The 20,002-nt window shown below is 48.6% G+C and carries 20 protein-coding genes and 1 riboswitch; of the genes, 16 read left to right on the top strand and 4 right to left on the bottom strand.

Annotated elements, in window-relative coordinates; genetic code table 11:
• Positions 1-74: 74 nt before the first annotated feature.
• The 5 genes from ACXADP_RS04695 (at position 75) to ACXADP_RS04715 (ending at position 6,442) form a co-directional block, all read left to right on the top strand.
• Complete coding sequence (locus ACXADP_RS04695) at positions 75-1,265, top strand: CdaR family transcriptional regulator (protein WP_474970947.1); 1,191 nt, start codon at positions 75-77, stop codon at positions 1,263-1,265.
• Between the two features lie 142 nt (positions 1,266-1,407).
• Positions 1,408-3,114: a sugar phosphorylase gene (locus ACXADP_RS04700; RefSeq protein WP_474970948.1), complete on the top strand. Its 1,707-nt coding sequence runs from the start codon at positions 1,408-1,410 to the stop codon at positions 3,112-3,114.
• Entirely contained in the window at positions 3,111-4,268 is a 1,158-nt protein-coding gene (locus tag ACXADP_RS04705; RefSeq protein ID WP_474970949.1) for a glycerate kinase, read from the top strand. Before ACXADP_RS04700 ends, ACXADP_RS04705 begins: the two co-directional genes overlap by 4 nt.
• Positions 4,265-5,890, top strand: a complete 1,626-nt coding sequence (locus tag ACXADP_RS04710; RefSeq protein ID WP_474970950.1) for a sodium:solute symporter family protein — start codon at positions 4,265-4,267, stop codon at positions 5,888-5,890. The genes ACXADP_RS04705 and ACXADP_RS04710 overlap by 4 nt, the downstream gene beginning before the upstream one ends.
• A 12-nt stretch (positions 5,891-5,902) precedes the next feature.
• On the top strand, positions 5,903-6,442 hold the full coding sequence (locus ACXADP_RS04715) for a hypothetical protein (protein ID WP_474969591.1): 540 nt from the start codon (positions 5,903-5,905) through the stop codon (positions 6,440-6,442).
• 35 nt (positions 6,443-6,477) lie between these two features.
• On the opposite strand, the gene ACXADP_RS04720 is transcribed toward ACXADP_RS04715, so the two are convergent.
• Complete coding sequence (locus tag ACXADP_RS04720) at positions 6,478-7,344, bottom strand: 5'-methylthioadenosine/S-adenosylhomocysteine nucleosidase (protein ID WP_474970951.1); 867 nt, start codon at positions 7,342-7,344, stop codon at positions 6,478-6,480.
• Positions 7,345-7,477: 133 nt separating this feature from the next.
• Positions 7,478-7,580, bottom strand: a riboswitch (purine riboswitch).
• A gap of 233 nt (positions 7,581-7,813) precedes the next feature.
• Between ACXADP_RS04720 and ACXADP_RS04725 the strand changes: the two genes are divergently transcribed.
• The 9 genes from ACXADP_RS04725 to ACXADP_RS04765 all read left to right on the top strand — a co-directional run bounded on the left by ACXADP_RS04725 (position 7,814) and on the right by ACXADP_RS04765 (position 16,377).
• Complete coding sequence (locus ACXADP_RS04725) at positions 7,814-8,422, top strand: pyroglutamyl-peptidase I (RefSeq protein WP_474970952.1); 609 nt, start codon at positions 7,814-7,816, stop codon at positions 8,420-8,422.
• A gap of 151 nt (positions 8,423-8,573) precedes the next feature.
• Positions 8,574-9,191 carry a hypothetical protein gene (locus tag ACXADP_RS04730; protein WP_474970953.1) on the top strand — a complete coding sequence of 206 codons (618 nt, stop codon included), beginning with the start codon at positions 8,574-8,576 and terminating at the stop codon, positions 9,189-9,191.
• A 131-nt stretch (positions 9,192-9,322) separates the two neighbouring features.
• Entirely contained in the window at positions 9,323-10,159 is an 837-nt protein-coding gene (locus tag ACXADP_RS04735) for a MurR/RpiR family transcriptional regulator (RefSeq protein WP_474969587.1), read from the top strand.
• Positions 10,160-10,186: 27 nt separating this feature from the next.
• Positions 10,187-11,563, top strand: coding sequence for a YjiH family protein (locus tag ACXADP_RS04740; RefSeq protein ID WP_474970954.1), 1,377 nt, complete (start codon positions 10,187-10,189; stop codon positions 11,561-11,563).
• 13 nt (positions 11,564-11,576) lie between these two features.
• Positions 11,577-12,701 (top strand): amidohydrolase, encoded by a 1,125-nt coding sequence (locus tag ACXADP_RS04745; protein ID WP_474970955.1) that lies wholly within the window; start codon positions 11,577-11,579, stop codon positions 12,699-12,701.
• A complete protein-coding gene (gene menC, locus ACXADP_RS04750) occupies positions 12,698-13,846 on the top strand; it encodes an o-succinylbenzoate synthase (protein ID WP_474970956.1) in 1,149 nt (382 codons plus the stop codon). Before ACXADP_RS04745 ends, menC begins: the two co-directional genes overlap by 4 nt.
• A gap of 1 nt (position 13,847) precedes the next feature.
• Entirely contained in the window at positions 13,848-14,543 is a 696-nt protein-coding gene (locus ACXADP_RS04755) for a GNAT family N-acetyltransferase (RefSeq protein ID WP_474970957.1), read from the top strand.
• Between the two features lie 121 nt (positions 14,544-14,664).
• A complete protein-coding gene (locus tag ACXADP_RS04760; RefSeq protein ID WP_474970958.1) occupies positions 14,665-16,029 on the top strand; it encodes a hypothetical protein in 1,365 nt (454 codons plus the stop codon).
• A 192-nt stretch (positions 16,030-16,221) separates the two neighbouring features.
• Positions 16,222-16,377, top strand: a complete 156-nt coding sequence (locus tag ACXADP_RS04765; protein WP_474969581.1) for a hypothetical protein — start codon at positions 16,222-16,224, stop codon at positions 16,375-16,377.
• A 58-nt stretch (positions 16,378-16,435) separates the two neighbouring features.
• Here the strand turns inward: ACXADP_RS04765 and ACXADP_RS04770 are convergent, their stop codons facing one another.
• The 3 genes from ACXADP_RS04770 to cidR all read right to left on the bottom strand — a co-directional run bounded on the left by ACXADP_RS04770 (position 16,436) and on the right by cidR (position 18,437).
• Positions 16,436-16,807, bottom strand: coding sequence for a hypothetical protein (locus ACXADP_RS04770; protein ID WP_474970959.1), 372 nt, complete (start codon positions 16,805-16,807; stop codon positions 16,436-16,438).
• Entirely contained in the window at positions 16,782-17,336 is a 555-nt protein-coding gene (locus tag ACXADP_RS04775; RefSeq protein WP_474969579.1) for an acyl-CoA thioesterase, read from the bottom strand. The genes ACXADP_RS04770 and ACXADP_RS04775 overlap by 26 nt, the downstream gene beginning before the upstream one ends.
• Before the next feature lie 210 nt (positions 17,337-17,546).
• Positions 17,547-18,437 (bottom strand): cidABC operon transcriptional activator CidR, encoded by an 891-nt coding sequence (cidR, locus tag ACXADP_RS04780; RefSeq protein WP_474969578.1) that lies wholly within the window; start codon positions 18,435-18,437, stop codon positions 17,547-17,549.
• Positions 18,438-18,586: 149 nt separating this feature from the next.
• Between cidR and ACXADP_RS04785 the strand changes: the two genes are divergently transcribed.
• Together ACXADP_RS04785 and ACXADP_RS04790 are read left to right on the top strand one after the other, a co-directional pair.
• The gene (locus ACXADP_RS04785; protein WP_474969577.1) at positions 18,587-19,516 is read left to right on the top strand and encodes an aldo/keto reductase; all 930 of its coding nucleotides are present in this window, start codon (positions 18,587-18,589) and stop codon (positions 19,514-19,516) included.
• A gap of 92 nt (positions 19,517-19,608) precedes the next feature.
• Positions 19,609-19,953 carry a VOC family protein gene (locus ACXADP_RS04790; protein ID WP_474970960.1) on the top strand — a complete coding sequence of 115 codons (345 nt, stop codon included), beginning with the start codon at positions 19,609-19,611 and terminating at the stop codon, positions 19,951-19,953.
• Positions 19,954-20,002: the final 49 nt, after the last annotated feature.

The raw sequence follows: 20,002 nt of genomic DNA on the forward strand, positions 1-20,002 counted from the left end.
GGAATATGACCATCTCCTTCCTGGAATCTGTGCTAGGATGAATAATAAGAAGAACGACGGAGAGGGGAATGGGAATGCTGATCCCAAGAGAGGTAGCTCAATCGATTGTTCAGGAAACCGAACCGATCATGAACAAAAATATCAACTTCATGGATGAAAAGGCGAAAATCATCGCCAGTCTTGATAAAAAGCGGATCGGTGATTTTCACGAGGGGGCAGCCAAAGTGCTGGAAACCGGCCATACGTTAGTCATATCGTCGAAAGAAACGTATGAAGGAGCGAAAGCCGGGATCAATCTTCCTGTCCGTCTGCATAAACAGATCGTCGGGGTGATCGGGATCACCGGTGAACCGGAGGAGCTCAGCCAGCAGGGCGCGCTGCTTCAAAAAATGACGGAAATCCTCATTAAGGAAGCGTATCTTGATGAGCAGGTGGAGCTGGAGACGCAGGCAAGGGAAACGTTTGTGAACGAATGGATCCGCAATCAGTATCAGGATGAAAAGCTGTTTGCGACAAGGGGATGGATGTTCGGCATCAACATTTATAAACCCCGGGTGGCTGTGCTGCTGGAGCTCAGCGGTTTTCAGGATTACTGGTATGACAAATTGGGATCCCCTCTCGGAGATGTCAATGATGAAGTGCAGATGCAGCGGTACCGGAGAAACGTAGAAAAGCTGATCCACCGCCACTTTCCGGACTACAATGAACATGTACTGATCCCGGATGGCAGTTCCCGCTATATGATCCTGCTGTCTGTGAACGAACATAAAGATCCGCTCTACCAAAAAGCAAGAGTCAGTGCACGGGTACGGGAAATCCAGGAAGCGCTGCTGAAGACGTATGAACAGGAGAGCTCTGGCGGTGTCGGCAGCCTGTGCCGGACCCCCGGTGCGATGTGGAAATCGGTGGAAGAGGCCGACCGTGCGCTCCGCTATGCATCTGATCACCATCAACCGCTTTATTTCTATGAAGATTTAGGCGTGGAGTCACTCATGTATGATGTGCCTGAATCCGTACGGCGTGATTTCATTGCAAGAAAGCTCCACCCCGAAGACCTCGGGTCCATTCCAGACTGGCAGCATACCCTGGAGACATTTTATCAACAAAAGGGTTCGATTAAAGCGACCTCGGAAGTCCTTCACATTCATAAAAACACGCTTCAGTACCGGTTGAAGAAAATTAAGGATGTGACCGGTTATGATCCTCGTGATATCAATGATTCGACATTACTGCAGATAGCGCTTGCCTTCCATAAAATCACCTGAAAGAGAAGCGGATTGAGCTTCTCTTTTGTTCTATATACCAAAATAAATCTGTGAAAACGTTTGTATTATTGGTATTTGTAACATGGAAAGCATCCCTTATTTCCCTTATGATAGCGTTAACATCATTTTTGGAGGGGACAAAATGACTCAAACGGCTGTCGATCAAATTAAACAGAACCTTTATGACGTATATGGAAAGGGAAAAGGAGAGCGTCTTTACAGGAAAACGCTTGATATTATAGATAATTATAAGCAGAAGCCCCAGGCGAAGGACTGGGTGGATGAACGCGATGTGATGCTGATTACGTACGGAGACTCCATCAAGCAGGAGGGGGAAAATCCGCTCACAACGCTGAAACAGTTTCTGCAGGAGTATGTCGGGCAGACCATCAATTCCGTACACATTCTCCCGTTTTACCCGTTCACATCGGATGACGGTTTTTCTGTCCAGGATTATCTGGAGGTCAACCCGGAGCTTGGTGACTGGGATAATGTGCACGAATTGTCCGAGGATTACGACTTGATGTTTGATGCGGTCATCAACCACATTTCAAGAAAAAGTAATTGGTTCCAAAATTACCTAAAAGGGGAAGAGGAATACCAGGATTACTTTGTGGAATCCGATCCTTCGCTTGATTATAGTTCGGTTGTCCGTCCGCGGGCTCTACCACTCTTAACAAAAGTGGAGCACGCCGAAGGGGCAAAATATGTCTGGACCACGTTCAGTGATGATCAGATCGATTTGAATTATGAGAGTGAGGCGTTATTCGCAGAAGTGCTTCAAATTCTTGCCGCATACGTCCAGCATGGCGCGCGCTATCTGCGTCTGGATGCGATCGGCTTTTTGTGGAAGCAGCTTGGCACAACGAGCATCCACCTTGAGGAAACGCACAAAATCGTTCAAGTGATGCGCCACGTCCTGGAGGAAATTTCCCCGGGTACAATCGTGATTACGGAAACCAATGTGCCGCACAAAGATAACATCAGCTACTTCGGGAGCGGACACAATGAAGCGCACATGGTCTATCAATTCCCACTGCCGCCATTGACACTGCACTCGTTTGTTTCCGGAAATGCCCGCCATCTTTCCGAGTGGGCTGATGCGTTGGAAGACACGAGCGATCATACGTCATTCTTCAATTTCCTGGCTTCCCACGACGGCGTCGGACTTCGTCCTGTGGAAGGGATTTTAAATGATGGGGAAGTACAGAGTCTTGCTGATCGTGCGAAGGAACAGGGAGGACTCGTTTCCTACAAAGATAATGGAGACGGTACAAAGAGTCCATATGAACTGAATATCAACTATTTAAGTGCATTGACGAAGCCGGAAGAGACGCCTCACGATGCGGTCGACCGTTTCCTTGCTGCGCAGACGATCCTTCTTTCTGTCAAAGGTGTTCCCGGCATTTACGTGCACAGTCTGCTCGGGTCACTGAATGACTTGGCAGGAGTCGAAGCGACAGGAAGGAACCGTTCCATTAATCGTGAGAAGCTCGAGGCAGACAAGCTTAAGAAAGACCTCGATACGGAAGGAACTTTGCGAGACCGGGTATTTACGACGTTTATGGACAGAATCGAACTTCGCAAACAGCAGAAAGCCTTCCACCCGAACGCCAAGCAGGAAGTGCTGTTCCTGGATGACCGGTTGTTTACCATCACCCGCGGTGGTGAACTTGTTTCGATTGTGAACGTCTCTGAAGAAGCTGTGGAAGTGGATACGGAAGAGTTCCAGGCTCCATTGCAGTCAGAAGCGTTTGTTGATGCTTTAAGCGGAGTGTCCTACACGACGGAAGAAAAAATAACGGTCCAGCCTTACGGAGCGCTGTGGCTGAAGGCGGGAGAACAATGAAAATCATTGTAGCGCCGGATTCTTTTAAAGGATCGATGAGCAGTGCAGAAGCCTGCGAAGCGGTGAAGCAGGGACTTAAAGCAAGTGACTCTACGGTTGATGTTCAGTCCATTCCGATGGCGGACGGTGGTGAAGGGACCGTTGAAGCTTTGATGCAGATGTTTGACGGGGAACTGATTGAAGAGACGGTTCATGATCCATTAGGAAGAAAAATAACCGCCTCTTTTGGATGGATTCCGGAGGAGCGGATGGCTGTGATTGAAACAGCTTCCGCTTCCGGTCTTCCTCTTTTGAATGACGAAGAAAAGAACCCTCTTCAAGCGTCCACCTACGGGACCGGGGAACTGGCGAAGGCGGCGATTGAAAAAGGAGCAGAAACGATCATCCTCGGCCTTGGCGGCAGTGCCACCGTTGATGCCGGAAGCGGATTTTTCCAGGCGTTAGGCGTTCAGTATGTCGATGAGGACGGAAATGAGCTGGACATGAATGGAAAGAACCTGCGGAAAGTAGCAGACGTCCATACAGACACCTTTAAGCAGAGAACGACAGGTGTGGAATGGCGGATTGCCTCAGATGTCTCCAACCCGCTGCTTGGAAAAGAAGGAGCGGTGATGATTTTCGGACCGCAGAAAGGTGCAGACGAATCGTGCCTGGCCGAACTCGAGGACAGCATGACGAGGTATGCAGCTGTGATCGAACAGCACACCGGAAGGATCGTCCGTGAAAAGGATGGGAGCGGTGCGGCCGGAGGCTTCGGTTTTTCTTTATTCAGTTTGCTGGATGATTACCATGTGGAGAGCGGCTTTGAAATGATTGCTGAACTCGGAAAGCTGGAAGAGCAGATTGCCGGAGCAGATCTTGTGATCACCGGAGAAGGGAAAGTCGATGCCCAGTCGCTGTACGGCAAAGGTCCGATCGGTCTTTCGAGACTGGCGAAAAAGCATCATGTGCCGTGTGTCGCTTTTGCCGGCATGATGGAAGGAGACTTGTCCGAAGCAGAGAAGGAAGGGCTTCTGGCCGTGCTTCCGATCGTCGACAAACCGATGACACTAAAGGACGCTGTTGGACAGGGACCTGAACTGTTGAAGCAGGCGGCCCGCCGGTTTATGGATGTCTATACGTTAGATCAACGAAATGGGGAGAGGACAAAATGAGCAGTTTTACAGTCATTGATTACATCATTTTTGTCGTATATGTACTTGGAACCGCTTTTATCGGAGCGGCCTTCGGAAAAAACCAGAAGTCGACAAAAGATTATTTTCTTGGTGGGAGAAGCATCCCGTGGTGGGCGATCGGTCTGTCGGTGATGGCGACTCAGGCCAGTGCCATCACGTTTATCGGGGCCCCGGGATGGGGCTATGACGGAGGGCTGACGCGGATCATCACGTTCATCAACGTGCCGCTTGCCATGGCCTTCCTCATTGCGACGATCGTTCCGTTCTTCTATAAAACGGAAGTCTATACGGCCTATGAATATCTGGAACGCCGGTTTGATGTGAAAACGCGTACATTAACAGCTGGATTGTTCCTGATTGCCCGTGGTCTTGCTACAGGGGTCGTCCTGTATGCGCCGGCGCTTGTGTTGTCGGTCATTACTGGTGTTGACGTCAACATCATGATCATCCTCATGGCCGTAATCGCTGTTTCCTATACCGTCCTTGGCGGTATCAGCGCCGTCATCTGGACGGACGTCATTCAGATGGTCGTTCTCTGGATCGGTGCCGGGCTGAGTGTCTTCATCATCTTCCAGGATGTTCCCGGCGGATGGGGAGAAGTCATGTCGACAGCGTCCCAGACGGGCATGCTGGAGTCGATCGATTTCTCTACAGATTTGAGTGTGGAATACAGCATATGGGCCGGAGTGATCGGTGGTTTCTTCCTGCATGCGGCCTACTTTGGTACCGATCAAAGTCAGATCCAGCGTGTGCTGACAAGTAAATCGATTCGTGAAAGTAAGCTGTCTCTTGTACTTAGCGGTGTCTTGTTGATTCCACAGATGCTTTTGTTCCTGCTCATTGGTGTACTGCTGTACATTTTCTATCAATATGCTGGAGATCCGAACATCAATAACTTGAACGAATTGTTCCCGCGTTTTGTTGTGAATGAGCTTCCGGTCGGGATTTCCGGATTGATCATTGCCGGAGTATTCGCTGCAGCGATGTCCAGTCTGGACTCTGCGCTGAACTCCTTGTCTGCTGTATCTGTGCGTGACTTTTACAGCAAATTCATGAAGAAAAACCAGTCCGAAGAACATTACTTGAAAGCGTCCCGTTATGCAACGGTATTCTGGGGCATTTATGCAACGATCTTCGCCTTCTTTGCCGGCAACCTCGGACCGGTAATCGAAGCGGTCAACCAGATTGGTTCCTACTTCTACGGAGCCCTGCTCGGTGTGTTCATCCTTGCGATCTTTACGAAGCGTGTCAATGGAACAGGCGCCTTTGCCGGTGTCATTGCCGGAATGCTTGCCGTCTGGGCCGTGAACGCTTTTGCGGAAATTTCCTGGCTGTACAATAACCTTGTCGGTGCGGTAATCGCAGTTGCGGCCGGTTATGCCGTCAGCCTGTTATCGAAAGCGCCTCCAAAGGAAAAGCTGGAAGGACTGACGATCGATCGGACAAAGAAAAACGTCCAGGAAACCCTGCAGGGACGGGCGGAAGCAGCCGCAGCCGTCGAGGAAATCGAGGAAGAGAAGAAAACGAAAAAATGGCCGATCTATCTTGTGGTATATTTCTTCGTCGTCTTTGCCTTCCTGGTGTATCTGCAGAATTTATAAGGAGGACAATCCATGACTCACTACCTTCAACCTGTCATTGAAAAAGAGGAAGCCGTCAAAAAAATGGCCGGGCAGCTTCACACCGGCATATGGAAGAAACTCAGAAACACGAAACAGCTGACATCCATGGAGCAGGTATACATCCCCTTTTACTGCTTTGATTATAAGGCGGTCACTCACTCGCTTCCAGACGGTCTGGAAGGACGGATGGCAATCGAACCGTTAAGCCGCATGAGTGCTATTCTGCCTGTTGATCTTCCAGTGGAAGAAAGCAGCCAAAGCTTCTGGCGAGTGCAGGGGGATGTGTCGAAGCAGGAAGCACGTGAAGTGCTGTACTGGGAAATGTTCTCGAAAGAAAAGCGCCGTGAGAAAATTCATGTGGAAATCGTGAACCGCTTTGTCGTCTACGTGCCGTACTGGCTCGGTTATGTCAAAGATGGAAAAGGCTACGATGTGCTGGCTCTGGATGGGTTGAACGGGAAAGTGGATGTTCCGATTAAAGATACAGTGTTGAGCTATGTGTGTGCACAAGATGAAGTGAATTTGGGGTGAAGGAAAGGCAGCTCATGCAGAGCTGCCTTTTGTTTTCATTCTTTGGTTTGGATGTACTCTTGGACAACTTCATAGACGTAGTCCTGGTTGGATGCGGCGGTTTCTGGATTGTATTCGCCGCCGTTGGTTTTATTGTTGGAAAGGATGCGGATGCCGAGGTACGGGGTATCATACGCTTTGGCGATCTGTGCACCGGCGGCTCCTTCCATTTCTTCTACGCTGGATTCGAAGTTTTCGTGGAACCATTGAATGCGGTCGACTTCATTGTTCCAGACATCTGCGGAACCAATGGTACCTTCCACGACTTTCCCTTCCGTGTGCGTTTCCTTGACTGCTTTGGCTGCTTCCAGGAGGTCTTTGTCTCCTTCAAAGTAGCGGATGTTTTCAGCATCTGGATCTTCCCCGGCACTTCCTTCAGATGCCATCAAGTCCATCGGAATCCATTCCTTCGGTGCGATGCCTTCTCCTTCTGCACGGTTCCCTGTCTTCAAGGAACCGAGGTTGACCGTGCGCTCTCCAAGCACGATATCAAAAACATTCAATTCCGGATCGTGCCCGCCGGATGTGCCCTGATTGATGATGGCTGCCGGGTTGAACTTTTCGATGGCCAAGGCCGTTGCAGCGGCTGTATTTTCCATGCCTTTGCCTGTTTTCATGACAATGACAGGATAGTCATCCACCGTTCCTTTATAAAAAACAAACGTACCGGATTCTTCCTCTTCTACGTTTTCCAGGCGTTCCGCAAAGTTCTCCGCTTCTATCGGCATCGGCCCCTGGATAAGGATGGGCTGCTGTGTTTCTTCTTCTGCGCTGGTTTCTGCATCTGATTCATTGCTGCTGCACCCTGCTAATAAAAGGATGGAAAGAAGTGCAAATGTAAGTGTGCGTGCGAGATAAGACATATGTGAAAGCTCCTTTGATGTTGTTATCCACCTTAACGCCGCCTCAATATAAAAATGCCTGAAAGTAGAAAATGGGTCCTACCTTCAGACATTAAAGTTCACATATACAACAGGACTGTGCCAATGGGGACACAGATGTACACATGTAACTCGTAGTCCGGTTCTTAAATGGGAACCAGGTAGAGACGCTCAGACCGTATTACTGAAAATATACGAGTACGCTATGAAGTTGGATACGGGTTTACTATAACAGAGGACATCTTCTTGCACAACCTAATAAACGAACATTATTTTAATCATATTAAAAATTGTTCGTTTATTCATTCGTTTAAGTAGTATTACAGCTTTATTGGGATTTGTAATGATTTTTTTATTGGTTTGAAGGTTTTTATATAAAGATAGAGGGAAAACTTTAATGTGGATAATATTACCTTTTATAAAGTTATTCTGAACGAAAGGGGATGGAAATGTGCCGACACTTTTACTCACTGGTTTCGAACCGTTTCTCAACTTTCCAATCAATCCAACTGAACAAATCGTAAATCAACTTCATGGCCGCCGGATCAACGGATATCACGTTGAGGGACGTATTCTCTCTGTCGATTATCATACGTCCGGAGAGGAAGTTCTATCTCATATCGAAGATGTCCAGCCGGATCTGGTCATATCCCTCGGACTGGCAGCAGGAAGGCATACCATCACTCCGGAGCGGATTGCAGTCAACTGTAATGAGAGCAGGGAAAGAGATAATAAAGGAAACATGCCGGACGGGGAACCGATTCATGAGGGAGGACCTGATGGCCTGTTTTCATCGCTGCCGATTCATAGATTTGTGGAAGTTCTCCATGATAGCGGATATCCCGCGGAAATTTCGAACACGGCTGGGACGTATCTATGTAATCATGTGATGTATCAGGTGCTCTATCATTTTCAAAAGAAAGGAGAACAGGTTCCTGCCGGGTTCATTCACCTCCCTGCCTCACACGAACTGGCTGTACAGCACGGGAAGCTTCCGAGCTGGCCGCAGCGGGATTTAACGGAAGCGGTCGAATGCGTCATTCAATCGATAGACTCCTAGTTGAAAAGAGGGGGATGCTTCTTTCCTGCCAAAGAAGCATCCCCCTTTTAGAGGAAAAAAAGAAGGTTCAGATCCTTTTTTGTCAGGTATGGTTTATGTGAAATCAATACAGGAGATAGACAAGTACTGTTGATGACAGGAGGGAAGGGAAATGACGCTGCGGCGTTCTTTATTTTTCGTATTGTGGATGCTTTTTATCTTATACGCCGTCTTCATAGCTCCGGATGGGAACGAAGGTTATCTTACCCAGCTGATCCAAATGAATGATCCTGATCCGATGCTCCTTATGGTGTTCAGCTTTTTAGGGATTTACCCGATAACTTTTGCGGCTTTTCTACTTGGGGAGGATGACGACCGCGTACCTGTATGGCCTTTCGTCATCGGCTCCTTTATGCTGGGGGCTTTTGCTTTGATGCCTTATTTTTTCTTAGCCGGAAGGGGATCAGATCGAAAGGTAAGAACGCCCGCCTGGGTGGTAAAGGTGCTTCGTTCAAAGGTTCTCCTCGTAGTAATGACTCTTGGAACAGCAGCTCTTTTCTTCTACGGAGTTATTCTGGGCAGTCCGGCTGCATACGGAAACGCCTTTCAAGTGTCACAGTTTGTTCATGTGATGACGGTTGATTTCTTCGTCTTGACCGCACTGGCTGTGTACGTTATCTACCGGCGGGAGCGGAAGTATGGCAGGGAGAATCAGCGACATTGGATGGGATGTATTCCTATTATAGGGTTGCTGGCTTATTTGGTACGCGTCCGTTTATATGAAAAATAAAGCTGTTCCTCTATTAAGAGGGACAGCTTTATTATTGAATTTTCTAATAATTATTGATATGAAGGAAAAAGTACGGTAGATTAATAGAAACGAAGGAAAAACTTCACACATTCTTAGAAAGGAGGAGGAAGATGGAGGAACCGATCCTTCAGACCATTAAGACGTATTATCCCTCTTTATCTCAGGGCCAGAAAAAAGTGGCTTCTTATTTGATTGAGCATAAAGAGGAAGGAGCCATTATAACTGCTTCACAGCTGGGGCGGAATGTCGGCGTCAGCGAAACGACGGTCATCCGTCTGGCCAATGTGCTTGGGTTCCGCGGGTATTCCCATATGCAGGACGCCATCCGCTCCAACTGGCTTCAGTCCTCTCAGTCTTCTCCGATGTCAGGGCAGGTAAAGGAAGAAGACAGGTTTTATCAAGTGGCGGAACAGGAAAAGAAAGTGTTTGCTCATATGATGGATCAGCTGAATCCGGAGGAAATCCTGCATGCAGCGGAGGTCATGATGAAAGCGGACCGGGTATTCATCGGGGGCTTCGGAGGTTCTTATGCAGCCGGGTATTGGTTTTACTATGCGCTGAGACAGCTGAGAGACCGCGTGTCCCTTTTCAGCGCTGAGGGACTGCTCCCTGAGGAAATGATAGATATCGATCAACGGTCCGCGGTCGTCATTTTTTCTTTCCCGAGGTATCGGATAGAAGGAAAAGAGCTGTCAGACGCTGCCGGGAAAGCCGGCGCATCCATCATCGCCTTCACAGATAAGCCTTTGTCACCGGTTGGCAGGGAAGCGGATGTGACGATTACGACAGAAGAGCGGATGGAGACGGACTATCATTCTATTGCGGGGGCCGTCAGCGTTTCTGAAATGGTTATCCAGACGGCAGCGGACAAGTACTCGGAACAGGTGAAAGCGAGGCAGCAGAAAATTGAACTGATGTATGCAGAGCGGGGGATGTTTTTAGAGTAGGGACCTATAAAAAAAGGAGTGGGGATTATGCAGGGAGAGTTTCAGACGTCGAATGTTACAGAGAAAACCTATACGAAGAAGGATTACTGGAAATTTATACTGCCGTCATTATTCGGTCTTTTATTTTTTATCGTTCCTATTCGTACAGAATCAGGCATGACTGTTCCAGTAGCCTATTTTGCCAACAGCATCAACGGTGCTCTTGGTGCATATATACCAGCTTTTACCGTAGCGGTCATCACGATTTCTGTTCTAGGTTCCATCCTGGCCAGAGGAATGAAGCCTGGCTGGATCATGAATTCTGCGTATATGAAAAATCTCTTCTATGTAAGTAACAACTGGCTCGTCACCCGGACAGCCGGGATGGTCTTCGGGTGGATGGTGCTGTTTGCTTTCGGCCCTGATTTTCTTGTATCGGATGTCACCGGTGGACTGCTCCTGAATGATCTGCTGCCTGTGTTGTTCACAACGTTTCTTCTGGCAGGATTCCTTCTGCCACTGCTTCTCAATTTTGGCCTGCTTGAATTCGTCGGGGCTCTGTTGATGAAAGTGATGCGCCCGTCTTTTACACTTCCGGGACGATCCTCGCTGGACTGTCTGGCTTCATGGGTGGGGGATGGAACGATCGGAGTGCTGCTGACTTCTAAACAGTACGAAGAAGGCTACTACACGAAGCGGGAGTCCGCCGTTGTAGCGACCACGTTTTCAATAGTTTCCATCACGTTTACGATTGTGGTCATCACTTATTTGAACATGGAGGCGTACTTCCTGCCTTATTATGCAACGATTATCATTGCCGGTCTGGCCGCTGCGATTATCATGCCGCGGATTCCACCGCTTTCAAGAAAATCGGATGATACGTACGAAGGCGCCGAACGAAGAACAGAGGAGCTGATTCCGTCCGGTGTATCTGTTGTCACATGGGGGAAAGGCCAGGCCCTTGAAAAAGCACGCCACAGTGGCGGGGCGAAGGCAACGATGAAAGAAGGACTGCAAAACGTGCTGGATATGTGGATCGGTGTCATGCCGGTCGTCATGGCTATCGGTACGGCAGCTGTAGTCATTGCCGAATTCACCTCTTTCTTCACGATCATCGGCAAGCCGTTTGAATGGCTGCTTGTAGCGATGCAGGTGCCGGAAGCGTCGGCAGCCGGCCAGACGATGGTCGTCGGGTTTGCTGATATGTTCCTTCCGGCTGTTATTGGAAGCGGCATTGAAAGTGAAATGACCCGGTTCATCATCGCCTCTGTTTCTGTCACCCAGCTTGTCTACATGTCGGAAATGGGCGGACTTCTGCTTGGGTCGAAGCTTCCGGTAAGCTTCAAGGATCTTGTTTTCATTTTTTTATTGCGTACCATCATTACACTGCCGATTGTTGTCGGTATAGCCCATCTCATTTTCTAAGGGGGAATGCATCGTGAATCAGCATCAGGATGACCTGATACAAACATACGAAGCGCTCCACGCGCTTGCGGAACCGAGCGGAAAAGAAGAAAAAACCTCTCATTATTTACAAAGCCGTCTGAAGGATGCCGGCTATCAAGTGCACAGCTTCGCCCGCCACTATGGATTTTACGTGGATTATCCGGGGGAGACAGAGGAAGTCATTGCGTTGAGGGCGGATATGGATGCGCTCGTTCAGGAGGTGGACGGGGAAGTGCGTCCGAATCACTCGTGTGGTCATGACGGCCATAGTACGATGGTGCTCCATACCGCATTAAAGCTTATGGAATCCGTTGAAAAGCCACATCATACGGTCCGATTCATCTTCCAGCCCGCGGAAGAAACGGCAGCCGGGGCGTTGCAGATGATGGAAAGCGGAGCTCTTGCGAATGTGAAATTCTTAGGCGGTATCCATCTGCGTCCAGAACAGGAAGTTCCTGACGGCAAGGCCGCACCCGTGATTCTGCACGGGGCGATTATTACATTGAAGCTGACGATTAAAGGAGTACCCGCTCATGCTGCCCGTCCGGAACTCGCCAGAAACCCGATCGAAGCTGCGGGCCGCTTGATGGCTTCGTTAAAAGCTGTACATGTGGATACCGGCTATTCCTTGAAGCCGACAGAACTGCATTCCGGCGAAGCAGCGAACCTCATTCCGGAAACGGCGAGAATGACGTTCGATATCCGCTCCGTGTCCAACGACGGGCTGCAGCAGCTCATCGACCAGACGAAGGAAATCATCCAACAGATCGAGCAGGAAACAGGAACAGCAATCGGGAGCGAATGGGTGGAATTCTCGCCTGCCGCTGTCCCAAACGATAAGGCTGCAGGGCTGGCTGAACATGCGGTGGTGGAAGCCTGTTCCAAGGATGCTTTGGCACCGCCGTGTGTTTCACCGGGAGCGGAGGACTTTCATTTTTATACCTTCCACAACAGTGGACTGTCTGCGACGATGATCGGACTTGGGTGCGGGCTTACTCCAGGACTGCATCATCCAGCGATGAACTTTAACAAAAAGGCTCTGATTACCGGCCGGGATATTTTATATGAAATGCTGCGTCTGGCCGATCAAGTAGACTGGAAGGAGGGAACTCCGTGAATATCGAAAAAGTGATTCTCCGTCAGATTAAGATGGATCTTCTGCATCCATTTACGACCAGTGTCGGTACTGAATATGATAAGGACGTCATTCTTGTGGAAGTCCAGTCTGCCAACGGTCATTCCGGCTGGGCGGAGTCCGTATCCATCAACGAGCCGATTTATAATGAAGAAACGATTGATACCAACTGGCCGATGCTTCGGAAGTTTCTCCTGCCCGAACTGCTGGAAGCACCGATCGGTCATCCGAGTGAAGTTTCAGAGCGCTTTCAGTCCATACGGGGCCAATTCAACGCAAAAGCTGCTGTGGAGCAGGCGGTCTGGGACTTATACGCCAAGGAACAGGGACGTCCACTGGCCGAAGTGCTCGGTGGAACGAAAACGTCCATTGATGTGGGCGTCAGCATCGGAATTACGGAAAGTAAAGACGCCCTGCTTGGAAAAATAGCCGGCTATGTGAAGGAAGGATACAAGCGGATCAAAGTGAAAATCAAGCCCGGCTGGGATGTAGAGCTGCTTCGCGCAGTCCGGCACCGGTTTCCTGATCTTGAAATGATGGCGGACGCCAACTGCGCCTACACGCTCGATGACATTCCCCGTCTGAAGCAGCTGGATGATCTGAACCTGATGATGATTGAACAGCCGCTGGCTCATGACGATATCATTGATCATGCGGAACTGCAGAAGCATTTGAATACACCGGTCTGTCTCGATGAGAGCCTGCACTCCTATGATGATGTCCGGAAAGCGATTGAGCTTGGCAGCTGCAGGATCGTCAATTTGAAGATCGGCCGTGTTGGAGGCCTGCAGGAAACGCTGAAGATTCATAAGCTCTGCCAGGACCACCATATTCCGATGTGGTGCGGCGGCATGCTGGAAACCGGCATCGGCCGGGCGCATAACATTGCTGTCACAGCCCTGCCTCAGTTCCTTTATCCAGGAGATACAGCTCCTTCCAATCATTATTGGGAGCGTGACATCATTCATCCGGAAGTGAGGATGGACCGCGGTGAAATGAAAGTTCCGGACCAGCCGGGCATCGGTTTTGAGCCCGATATCGACTATATTGAACAATTAACGAGCCATAAAGAAACGTTTACACCAAAGGAAATGACTGCCGACAGCACGATTGGAAAGCAGGGATAGAATGATTGCCGAAGGGATATTACAGCATCAACCAACAGGACAGGAAAGGAAGTACAGCGTCCATGTTCTTTCTTTGGATGCCCTGGAAGAACTGATGACGATGCAGAAGGAAGTGGAGCAGCATGTTGATGATTCATCGACGGTGCAGCCGCTGAGCGAAGAAGAGTTCACGACTATTTTAACAGGCGGAGGGCTGCTGATCGGGGTTTATGTGCGTGATACCCTGGCTGCCTTCCGGGCATTATGGTATCCAGGAAAGCACATAGAGAATCTCGGCCGCGACGTCGGTCTTCCGGAAGCCGAGTGGGAGAAGGTCGTCCATCAGGAGATTTCATGCGTGCTTCCTGAATACAGAGGGAACCGTCTGCAGAAAAGCATGGGTGTTTGGATTATGGAGGCTTTCCACGCAGCTGACCACGGCAGGACTCATCTCTTTTGTACGGTTCACCCTGAAAATCCCGGAAGTTTAAAGGATAAGTTCTCTCAAGGGATGGTCATTGCTGCCGTCAAAGAAAAGTATGCCGGTATGCTCCGCTATATTTTCTATCGTCCGATTTCCAGCCCTGTGCTGTGGGATGAGTCTACCATTGTAACCGTTCAGCAGAAGGATTACGCTGAACAAAAATCTTTGATTGAACATGGGTACGTAGGCGTGCAGTGGCAGCCTTCCACGCTTCTCTTCGCTAAAAAACGATAAATAACAGAGAGGTGATAACGTTGTAGGCGTTGTCACCTTTTTGAGCTTTAGGATTGAAAAAAGTTCCATTCCTCTATAGGATGAGATCATTGGATACGCTACCATAGTGAGGAGAATACCTGTGCGCCATTGGTCGAATTATCTCTATTTATTCTACTCGTCTGTCTTTTTACTGAATATCCTTCATACGTTCTGGGCAGATGAAACGCTGTACATAATCATTGGGGTCCTGGGGATGGTGATGACGGCCGTCAGTTTCCCCAGATCGGACCGCGTCTTTAAAATTTTAGGAACCGTGCTGCTGACAGCCGGCGGATTTTTCTACTTTTCCAGTGATGCGGTCCTCTCTGATATCCCTCAATTTTTTGCCGGGAATATCAGTCTGCTGCTGCTCATTTCCATGCTTCCGTGGATGAACAGTGTTGTGAAGGCCGGCAGATATAACAAGCTCCTACAGTCGCTTATCGGAGGTGGGGATCAGAGCTTAAGCGGCTTGTATACGCGCAGTGAGGTTACGATGGTCTCTCTGGCGGCTTTCTTGAACCTTTCTTCCGCTGCGGTCTCTCAGGATCTGCTGAAGGAAAAATTGAAGCAGATGAACACGAAGATGAAGAATAACTTCATTCTGATGGTCACCCTGCGGGGCTATTCGCTCGCTCTTCTTTGGAGCCCGCTGGAGATTCTGCTGGCCACATCCATCTTTATTACGGGAGCCGACTACCTCCAAGTGCTGCCATGGATGCTTGCGATTTCCGTGATCGGCATTGCTCTTGATTCGTTTGCGGCAACATTCACGTACAGGGGTGAATCAATTCCAGAAAACGACCGCACAGGAGCAGCTCCATTGAACAAACGGAAGTTCATGCAGTTTATTGCTGCCCTGATCTTATTTTTGTGCTTCGTTGTTTTTCTTGGAAATGTCGTCCAGCTTGATTTTCTATTTTCCGTGACGATTGCCATTTTTCCGTTTGCTTTTGTCTGGTCGCTGCTGATCAAGCGCAGGCGCAGTTTTATGAATATTGGGTGGCCGACATGGAAGTGGAAAACAAACCGGCTTGATAACTTTATCGTCCTGCTTCTGACCCTTTCGTTCTTAACGAAAACGCTGAATGCATCCCCTTATCTCCAATACTTACAGGATCCTCTCATCGCAATGGAAGGGCAGCCGATTTTCATCATGTTGTTCATCCAGGCCGCGTTTTTAGTGATGACCCTGCTCGGGGTCCATCCGATTGCTACGATGGGAATCTTTGGAGGGGTGAGCGGACTGTTGACCAGCGCCTTCCCGCCGGTGACCCTTACCATTCTGCTTTCGGTCTGTGCGATAGCCACCGTCCCGTCGGCGCCGTATGGATTGATTGTGACTTTAACGTCTGTGGCATTGAAGGTAAATCCTTACCAGATTGTGCTGCGGAATTTACCATACAGCATCGGGCTTGGTTTTGTAGGCATTGGAGTCGCTCTATTTTCGATGTGGATCTATTGATCTTGTAAAAAACCTCCAAAAAATTGGAGGTTTTTTACATGGTTCATTTCTGCAGCAATGGGGTATTTATCTTTTGTCGAAAGATTTTAGTTGCAAAATTCGTCATTATTTAACATAATTTTTACAAAGTAACGTTTCTAGTAGTAGTTTGAGTCGACTGGTGAACAAGTGAAAAGAAAGAGGGGACAATCTATGAGAGAAGATATGATCCGTGTGTTAGACCAAAGAGATATTCTTGTGAAGGAAAATGAGAAATTGCAGCAGCAGCTGGAAGAAGAGCGTGAGAAAGTATCCATGCTTCAGGAAAAGCTGCAGCAGGAGCAGCTGCTTTCTAAAAGTGGTGCTTAATGATCGTTGAGGAAAGAAAATCCCCGGGGTGTTGTTAAACCCCCGGGGATTTTCTTCTTTACTTCATGATGGTAGAACCGCGCAGCAGCTCTGGTTTAGCCCCGAGAATGAGGAGGAAGAGCTTGGCATCTCCGACTTCCCTGTGCTTGTCGAGAAACGCCTGCACGACCGGGAAGTCCTCGTGGTTTTTCAAGCGGTTCACTTCCCTTTGGTAGACGGAGAGAATCGATCCTTTGATAAATTCAGGATGGCAGGATTCCAAGTCTTCCTCCATCAGGAGGGCTCCCATGTATCCGTACTTGATCTGGAGCTGACGTGTGAAGCTGACTACATGATTGAGAATGGCGTACACATCCGGGTAGCGGGTTCGGATGTCCTGGATATCTTCTTTTGCCTCATAGAGCTCACCCAAGCTTGCTAATTTGATCATGTTCATCCACTCCTTTTTCCCATGGTTTTTCTAATCCGATGATCCGTGTTAACTCAGCACTATGGTCGCGGCGGAACCGCCTGCGCTTGGCGCGTTCCTCCCCGGACTTATAAAGGAATTTCTCTTCTTCGGTTTCAGGGATGACGTTTGGAACTTTCACGGCACGTTTGTTTTCGTCCAGAGCTACAAACGTCAAGAAGGCGGTGGCAGCCATCCGCCGCTCCCCGGTAATCATATCCTCGGCAATCACCTTGCAGAAAATCTCCATCGATTTCGTTCCTGTATACGAAACAAAGGATTCCACACAAACCGAATCCGTCTGATGAATCGGGTGAAGGAAGTCGATAGAGTCTGTCGACGCTGTCACACATTCCTTGACTCTGGCGTGCCTTCTTGCAGAAAGGGTGGCATTGTTATCCAGCTTCTTCATCAACACCCCTCCGAACAATGTATTGTAGTTGTTCAAATCGTTTATCATCACTTGATCTGTATTAATTACAAGGCTTTCTCTGGATCGTTTATCTGTCATTTTTCCGACTTCCTTTCTGTAAATAAAATCATTTCGAAGCGCTTATTCGTAAAGACATGTCCCTACAAAAAGGAGAACACCATCAGTGTAAGCCTGAAAAAAGAGAAAGTGAAATAGCAATCCGGCATTCCTACGATAGACAATATCTATGGAAATGCTTACAACCAGTCAAAAGTGGCATGAAAAAATCAGCTTGGAAGTCCAAGCTGATTAATATTCAATGCTGTGCATGCGGTTTTGGGTGTATGCCAGCCACTCTTTGGCGGCAAAGGAGATGTATTGATCTTTCGGCCAGATGATAGCCAGTTCCCACGCCATGGAAGGCTGGGTCACTTTGATTCTGCGGACGTTGTCATTCAGTAGTTGGGAGACGCTTTTAGGAAGCAGGGAAATCCCGAAATTGGAAGCGACCATTTTGCCTATAAAGTTCCATTGAGAGCTCTCCGATACAATTTTCGGCAGGAATCCAGCTTCCTGACAGGCCGTCGAGATCCGGTCATTCAAGACGAAGTCCTTGTTGAATAATATAAAGGATTCCTCTTTCAGTTCCGTCAACTGGATTTCTTCCCGGCCGGCCAGCGGATGTTCCGGATGGAGGACGACTTCCAGTTCTTCCTTTAAGAGGAAAAAGTAATGGAATCGTGCTTCATCCGTCGGCAGTACAGTGATCCCCACATCCAGTTCCTCCTGGAGAATCTGTTCCTCGATCTTTTTTGCCCCGCTTTCGACCAGTTGGAAAGTAATGTGCGGATATTTTTTGTGAAAGCTTCCAAGTGTCTGGATGAACTCCTCGGCATCCATGATCGGCGGCAGGCCGATACGCAGGTGGCCTTTCTGCAGACCGAGCAGGTCATCCAGCTGAGTCGTCAGATTTTGAAAGGCTTTATCGATGGTTTTCGCCTGGGTAAGGATGAGGCGCCCCGCGTCTGTCAGGACGACCTTTTTCCTCCGCCGCTCGAAAAGCTCGACACCGAGGTCGTTTTCGAGGTTTTTTATCATTTTACTGATGGTTGGCTGGGAGATATAGAGGTGTTCAGCTGCTTTCGTGAAGCTTTGGAAGTGTGCGACTTCAATGAAATACTGCAGGTGGCGGATGTCCATGAATGAAATCTCCTTTGACGTTTTTTTCTCATCATAAAGGAGCAGGTTCGAGACATCAATCATGGACCGGATGCAGCAATCACTTGTTTTTGGACACCCGGATTGTGGTAAACACCGAAAAAGGATGAATTTTAGAAGGAGATGAAAAGATGGATAACAAAACAAAACTCGGTAAATCAGATTTGTATGTCAATCCCATTGGTCTTGGTACAAATGCCGTCGGAGGACACAACCTTTACCCGAACCTGGATGAGGAAGCAGGGAAGGACGTCGTCCGGACAGCACTGAACCACGGCATGAATTTTCTCGATACGGCCTTTATTTACGGACCGAAACGTTCTGAGGAACTTGTCGGACAGGTGATGAGCGAATATAAGCGTGATGATATCATCCTTGCGACAAAAGGTGCTCATGAATTCAAGGGTGAAGAGGTTGTGTTCAACAACTCCCCTGCTTTTTTAAAGCAGTCTGTTGAAGACAGTTTGAACCGTCTTCAAACCGATTATATCGACCTGTTTTATATCCACTTCCCTGATGAGGATACGCCGAAAGACGAAGCGGTCGGTGCCCTTAAAGAACTGAGAGACCAAGGGAAAATACGATCCATTGGTGTTTCCAACTTCTCTGTCGACCAGTTGAAAGAAGCCAACAAGGACGGATATGTGGATGTGATTCAAAGTGAATACAATCTGTTCAAACGTGGCGCGGAAGAAGATATGCTTCCTTACACAGCGGACAACCAAATCAGCTTTGTTCCATATTTCCCGTTTGCTTCCGGGCTGTTGGCTGGTAAGTATGATAAAAATACGACGTTCAACGATCTGCGTGCAGAAAACCCATTGTTCCAAGGGGAAGAGTTCAAGAAGAATCTGGATAAAGTTGAAAAACTGCGTCCAATCGCTGAACAAAAAGGCGTGGACATTCCTCATATTGTCCTGGCGTGGTATTTGAATCAGCCATCTATTGATGCGGTTATTCCCGGCGCAAAACGCACCGAGCAGGTCGTCGATAATCTGAAAACGCTGGATGTGAAGTTGAGCGATGATGAAATCTCCAAAATCGATCAAATCTTTTCCTGAAAGCCTGCCTTTGTGCAGGCTTTTTTTTCTGTGGCTAGAATAAGAAAGGTGGAAGGGGCCATCCTGGAAATAGAAAAGGAAAGAGGTGGAGGATGAAAATTCTTGGATACAGGTATGTTGATGTTTCTGAACACAGCGAGGCGATGGTGGATTTTTTTCAGAACAAACTGGGCATCGAGAATGCGTGGGAGGATACGGAGGCATACCGCGGTGGTATTTTTAAGACAGGAGACAGCTGGCTTGAATTCTGGCACAAAAATGAGTGTATGATGCCTGTGAAAATGCTGCAGCTGGTCGTGGATGATGCGGATGCTTTTGCGTCTCACGCTAAACAGCAGGGGGTTGAGGTTCACGGCCCCATTGAAGAACATGGGGAAAAGATGTATTCGACAACCGCTCCTGACGGGATGCCTGTGACCATCTTATCCTCTTTATAAAAACAAAAGCCCGGCAAATCAGCCGGGCTTTTGTTGTGGGCAGATGTCT

The sequence above is a fragment of the Halobacillus sp. AWH4_228 genome (assembly GCF_056158365.1).

Coding starts and splice junctions, on each gene's coding strand:
- ACXADP_RS04695 (WP_474970947.1), top strand. CDS start 75: ATGCTGATCCCAAGAGAGGTAGCTCAATCGATTGTTCAGGAAACCGAA.
- ACXADP_RS04700 (WP_474970948.1), top strand. CDS start 1,408: ATGACTCAAACGGCTGTCGATCAAATTAAACAGAACCTTTATGACGTA.
- ACXADP_RS04705 (WP_474970949.1), top strand. CDS start 3,111: ATGAAAATCATTGTAGCGCCGGATTCTTTTAAAGGATCGATGAGCAGT.
- ACXADP_RS04710 (WP_474970950.1), top strand. CDS start 4,265: ATGAGCAGTTTTACAGTCATTGATTACATCATTTTTGTCGTATATGTA.
- ACXADP_RS04715 (WP_474969591.1), top strand. CDS start 5,903: ATGACTCACTACCTTCAACCTGTCATTGAAAAAGAGGAAGCCGTCAAA.
- ACXADP_RS04720 (WP_474970951.1), bottom strand. CDS start 7,344: ATGTCTTATCTCGCACGCACACTTACATTTGCACTTCTTTCCATCCTT.
- ACXADP_RS04730 (WP_474970953.1), top strand. CDS start 8,574: ATGACGCTGCGGCGTTCTTTATTTTTCGTATTGTGGATGCTTTTTATC.
- ACXADP_RS04735 (WP_474969587.1), top strand. CDS start 9,323: ATGGAGGAACCGATCCTTCAGACCATTAAGACGTATTATCCCTCTTTA.
- ACXADP_RS04740 (WP_474970954.1), top strand. CDS start 10,187: ATGCAGGGAGAGTTTCAGACGTCGAATGTTACAGAGAAAACCTATACG.
- ACXADP_RS04755 (WP_474970957.1), top strand. CDS start 13,848: ATGATTGCCGAAGGGATATTACAGCATCAACCAACAGGACAGGAAAGG.
- ACXADP_RS04765 (WP_474969581.1), top strand. CDS start 16,222: ATGAGAGAAGATATGATCCGTGTGTTAGACCAAAGAGATATTCTTGTG.
- ACXADP_RS04770 (WP_474970959.1), bottom strand. CDS start 16,807: ATGATCAAATTAGCAAGCTTGGGTGAGCTCTATGAGGCAAAAGAAGAT.
- ACXADP_RS04775 (WP_474969579.1), bottom strand. CDS start 17,336: ATGACAGATAAACGATCCAGAGAAAGCCTTGTAATTAATACAGATCAA.
- cidR (WP_474969578.1), bottom strand. CDS start 18,437: ATGGACATCCGCCACCTGCAGTATTTCATTGAAGTCGCACACTTCCAA.
- ACXADP_RS04785 (WP_474969577.1), top strand. CDS start 18,587: ATGGATAACAAAACAAAACTCGGTAAATCAGATTTGTATGTCAATCCC.
- ACXADP_RS04790 (WP_474970960.1), top strand. CDS start 19,609: ATGAAAATTCTTGGATACAGGTATGTTGATGTTTCTGAACACAGCGAG.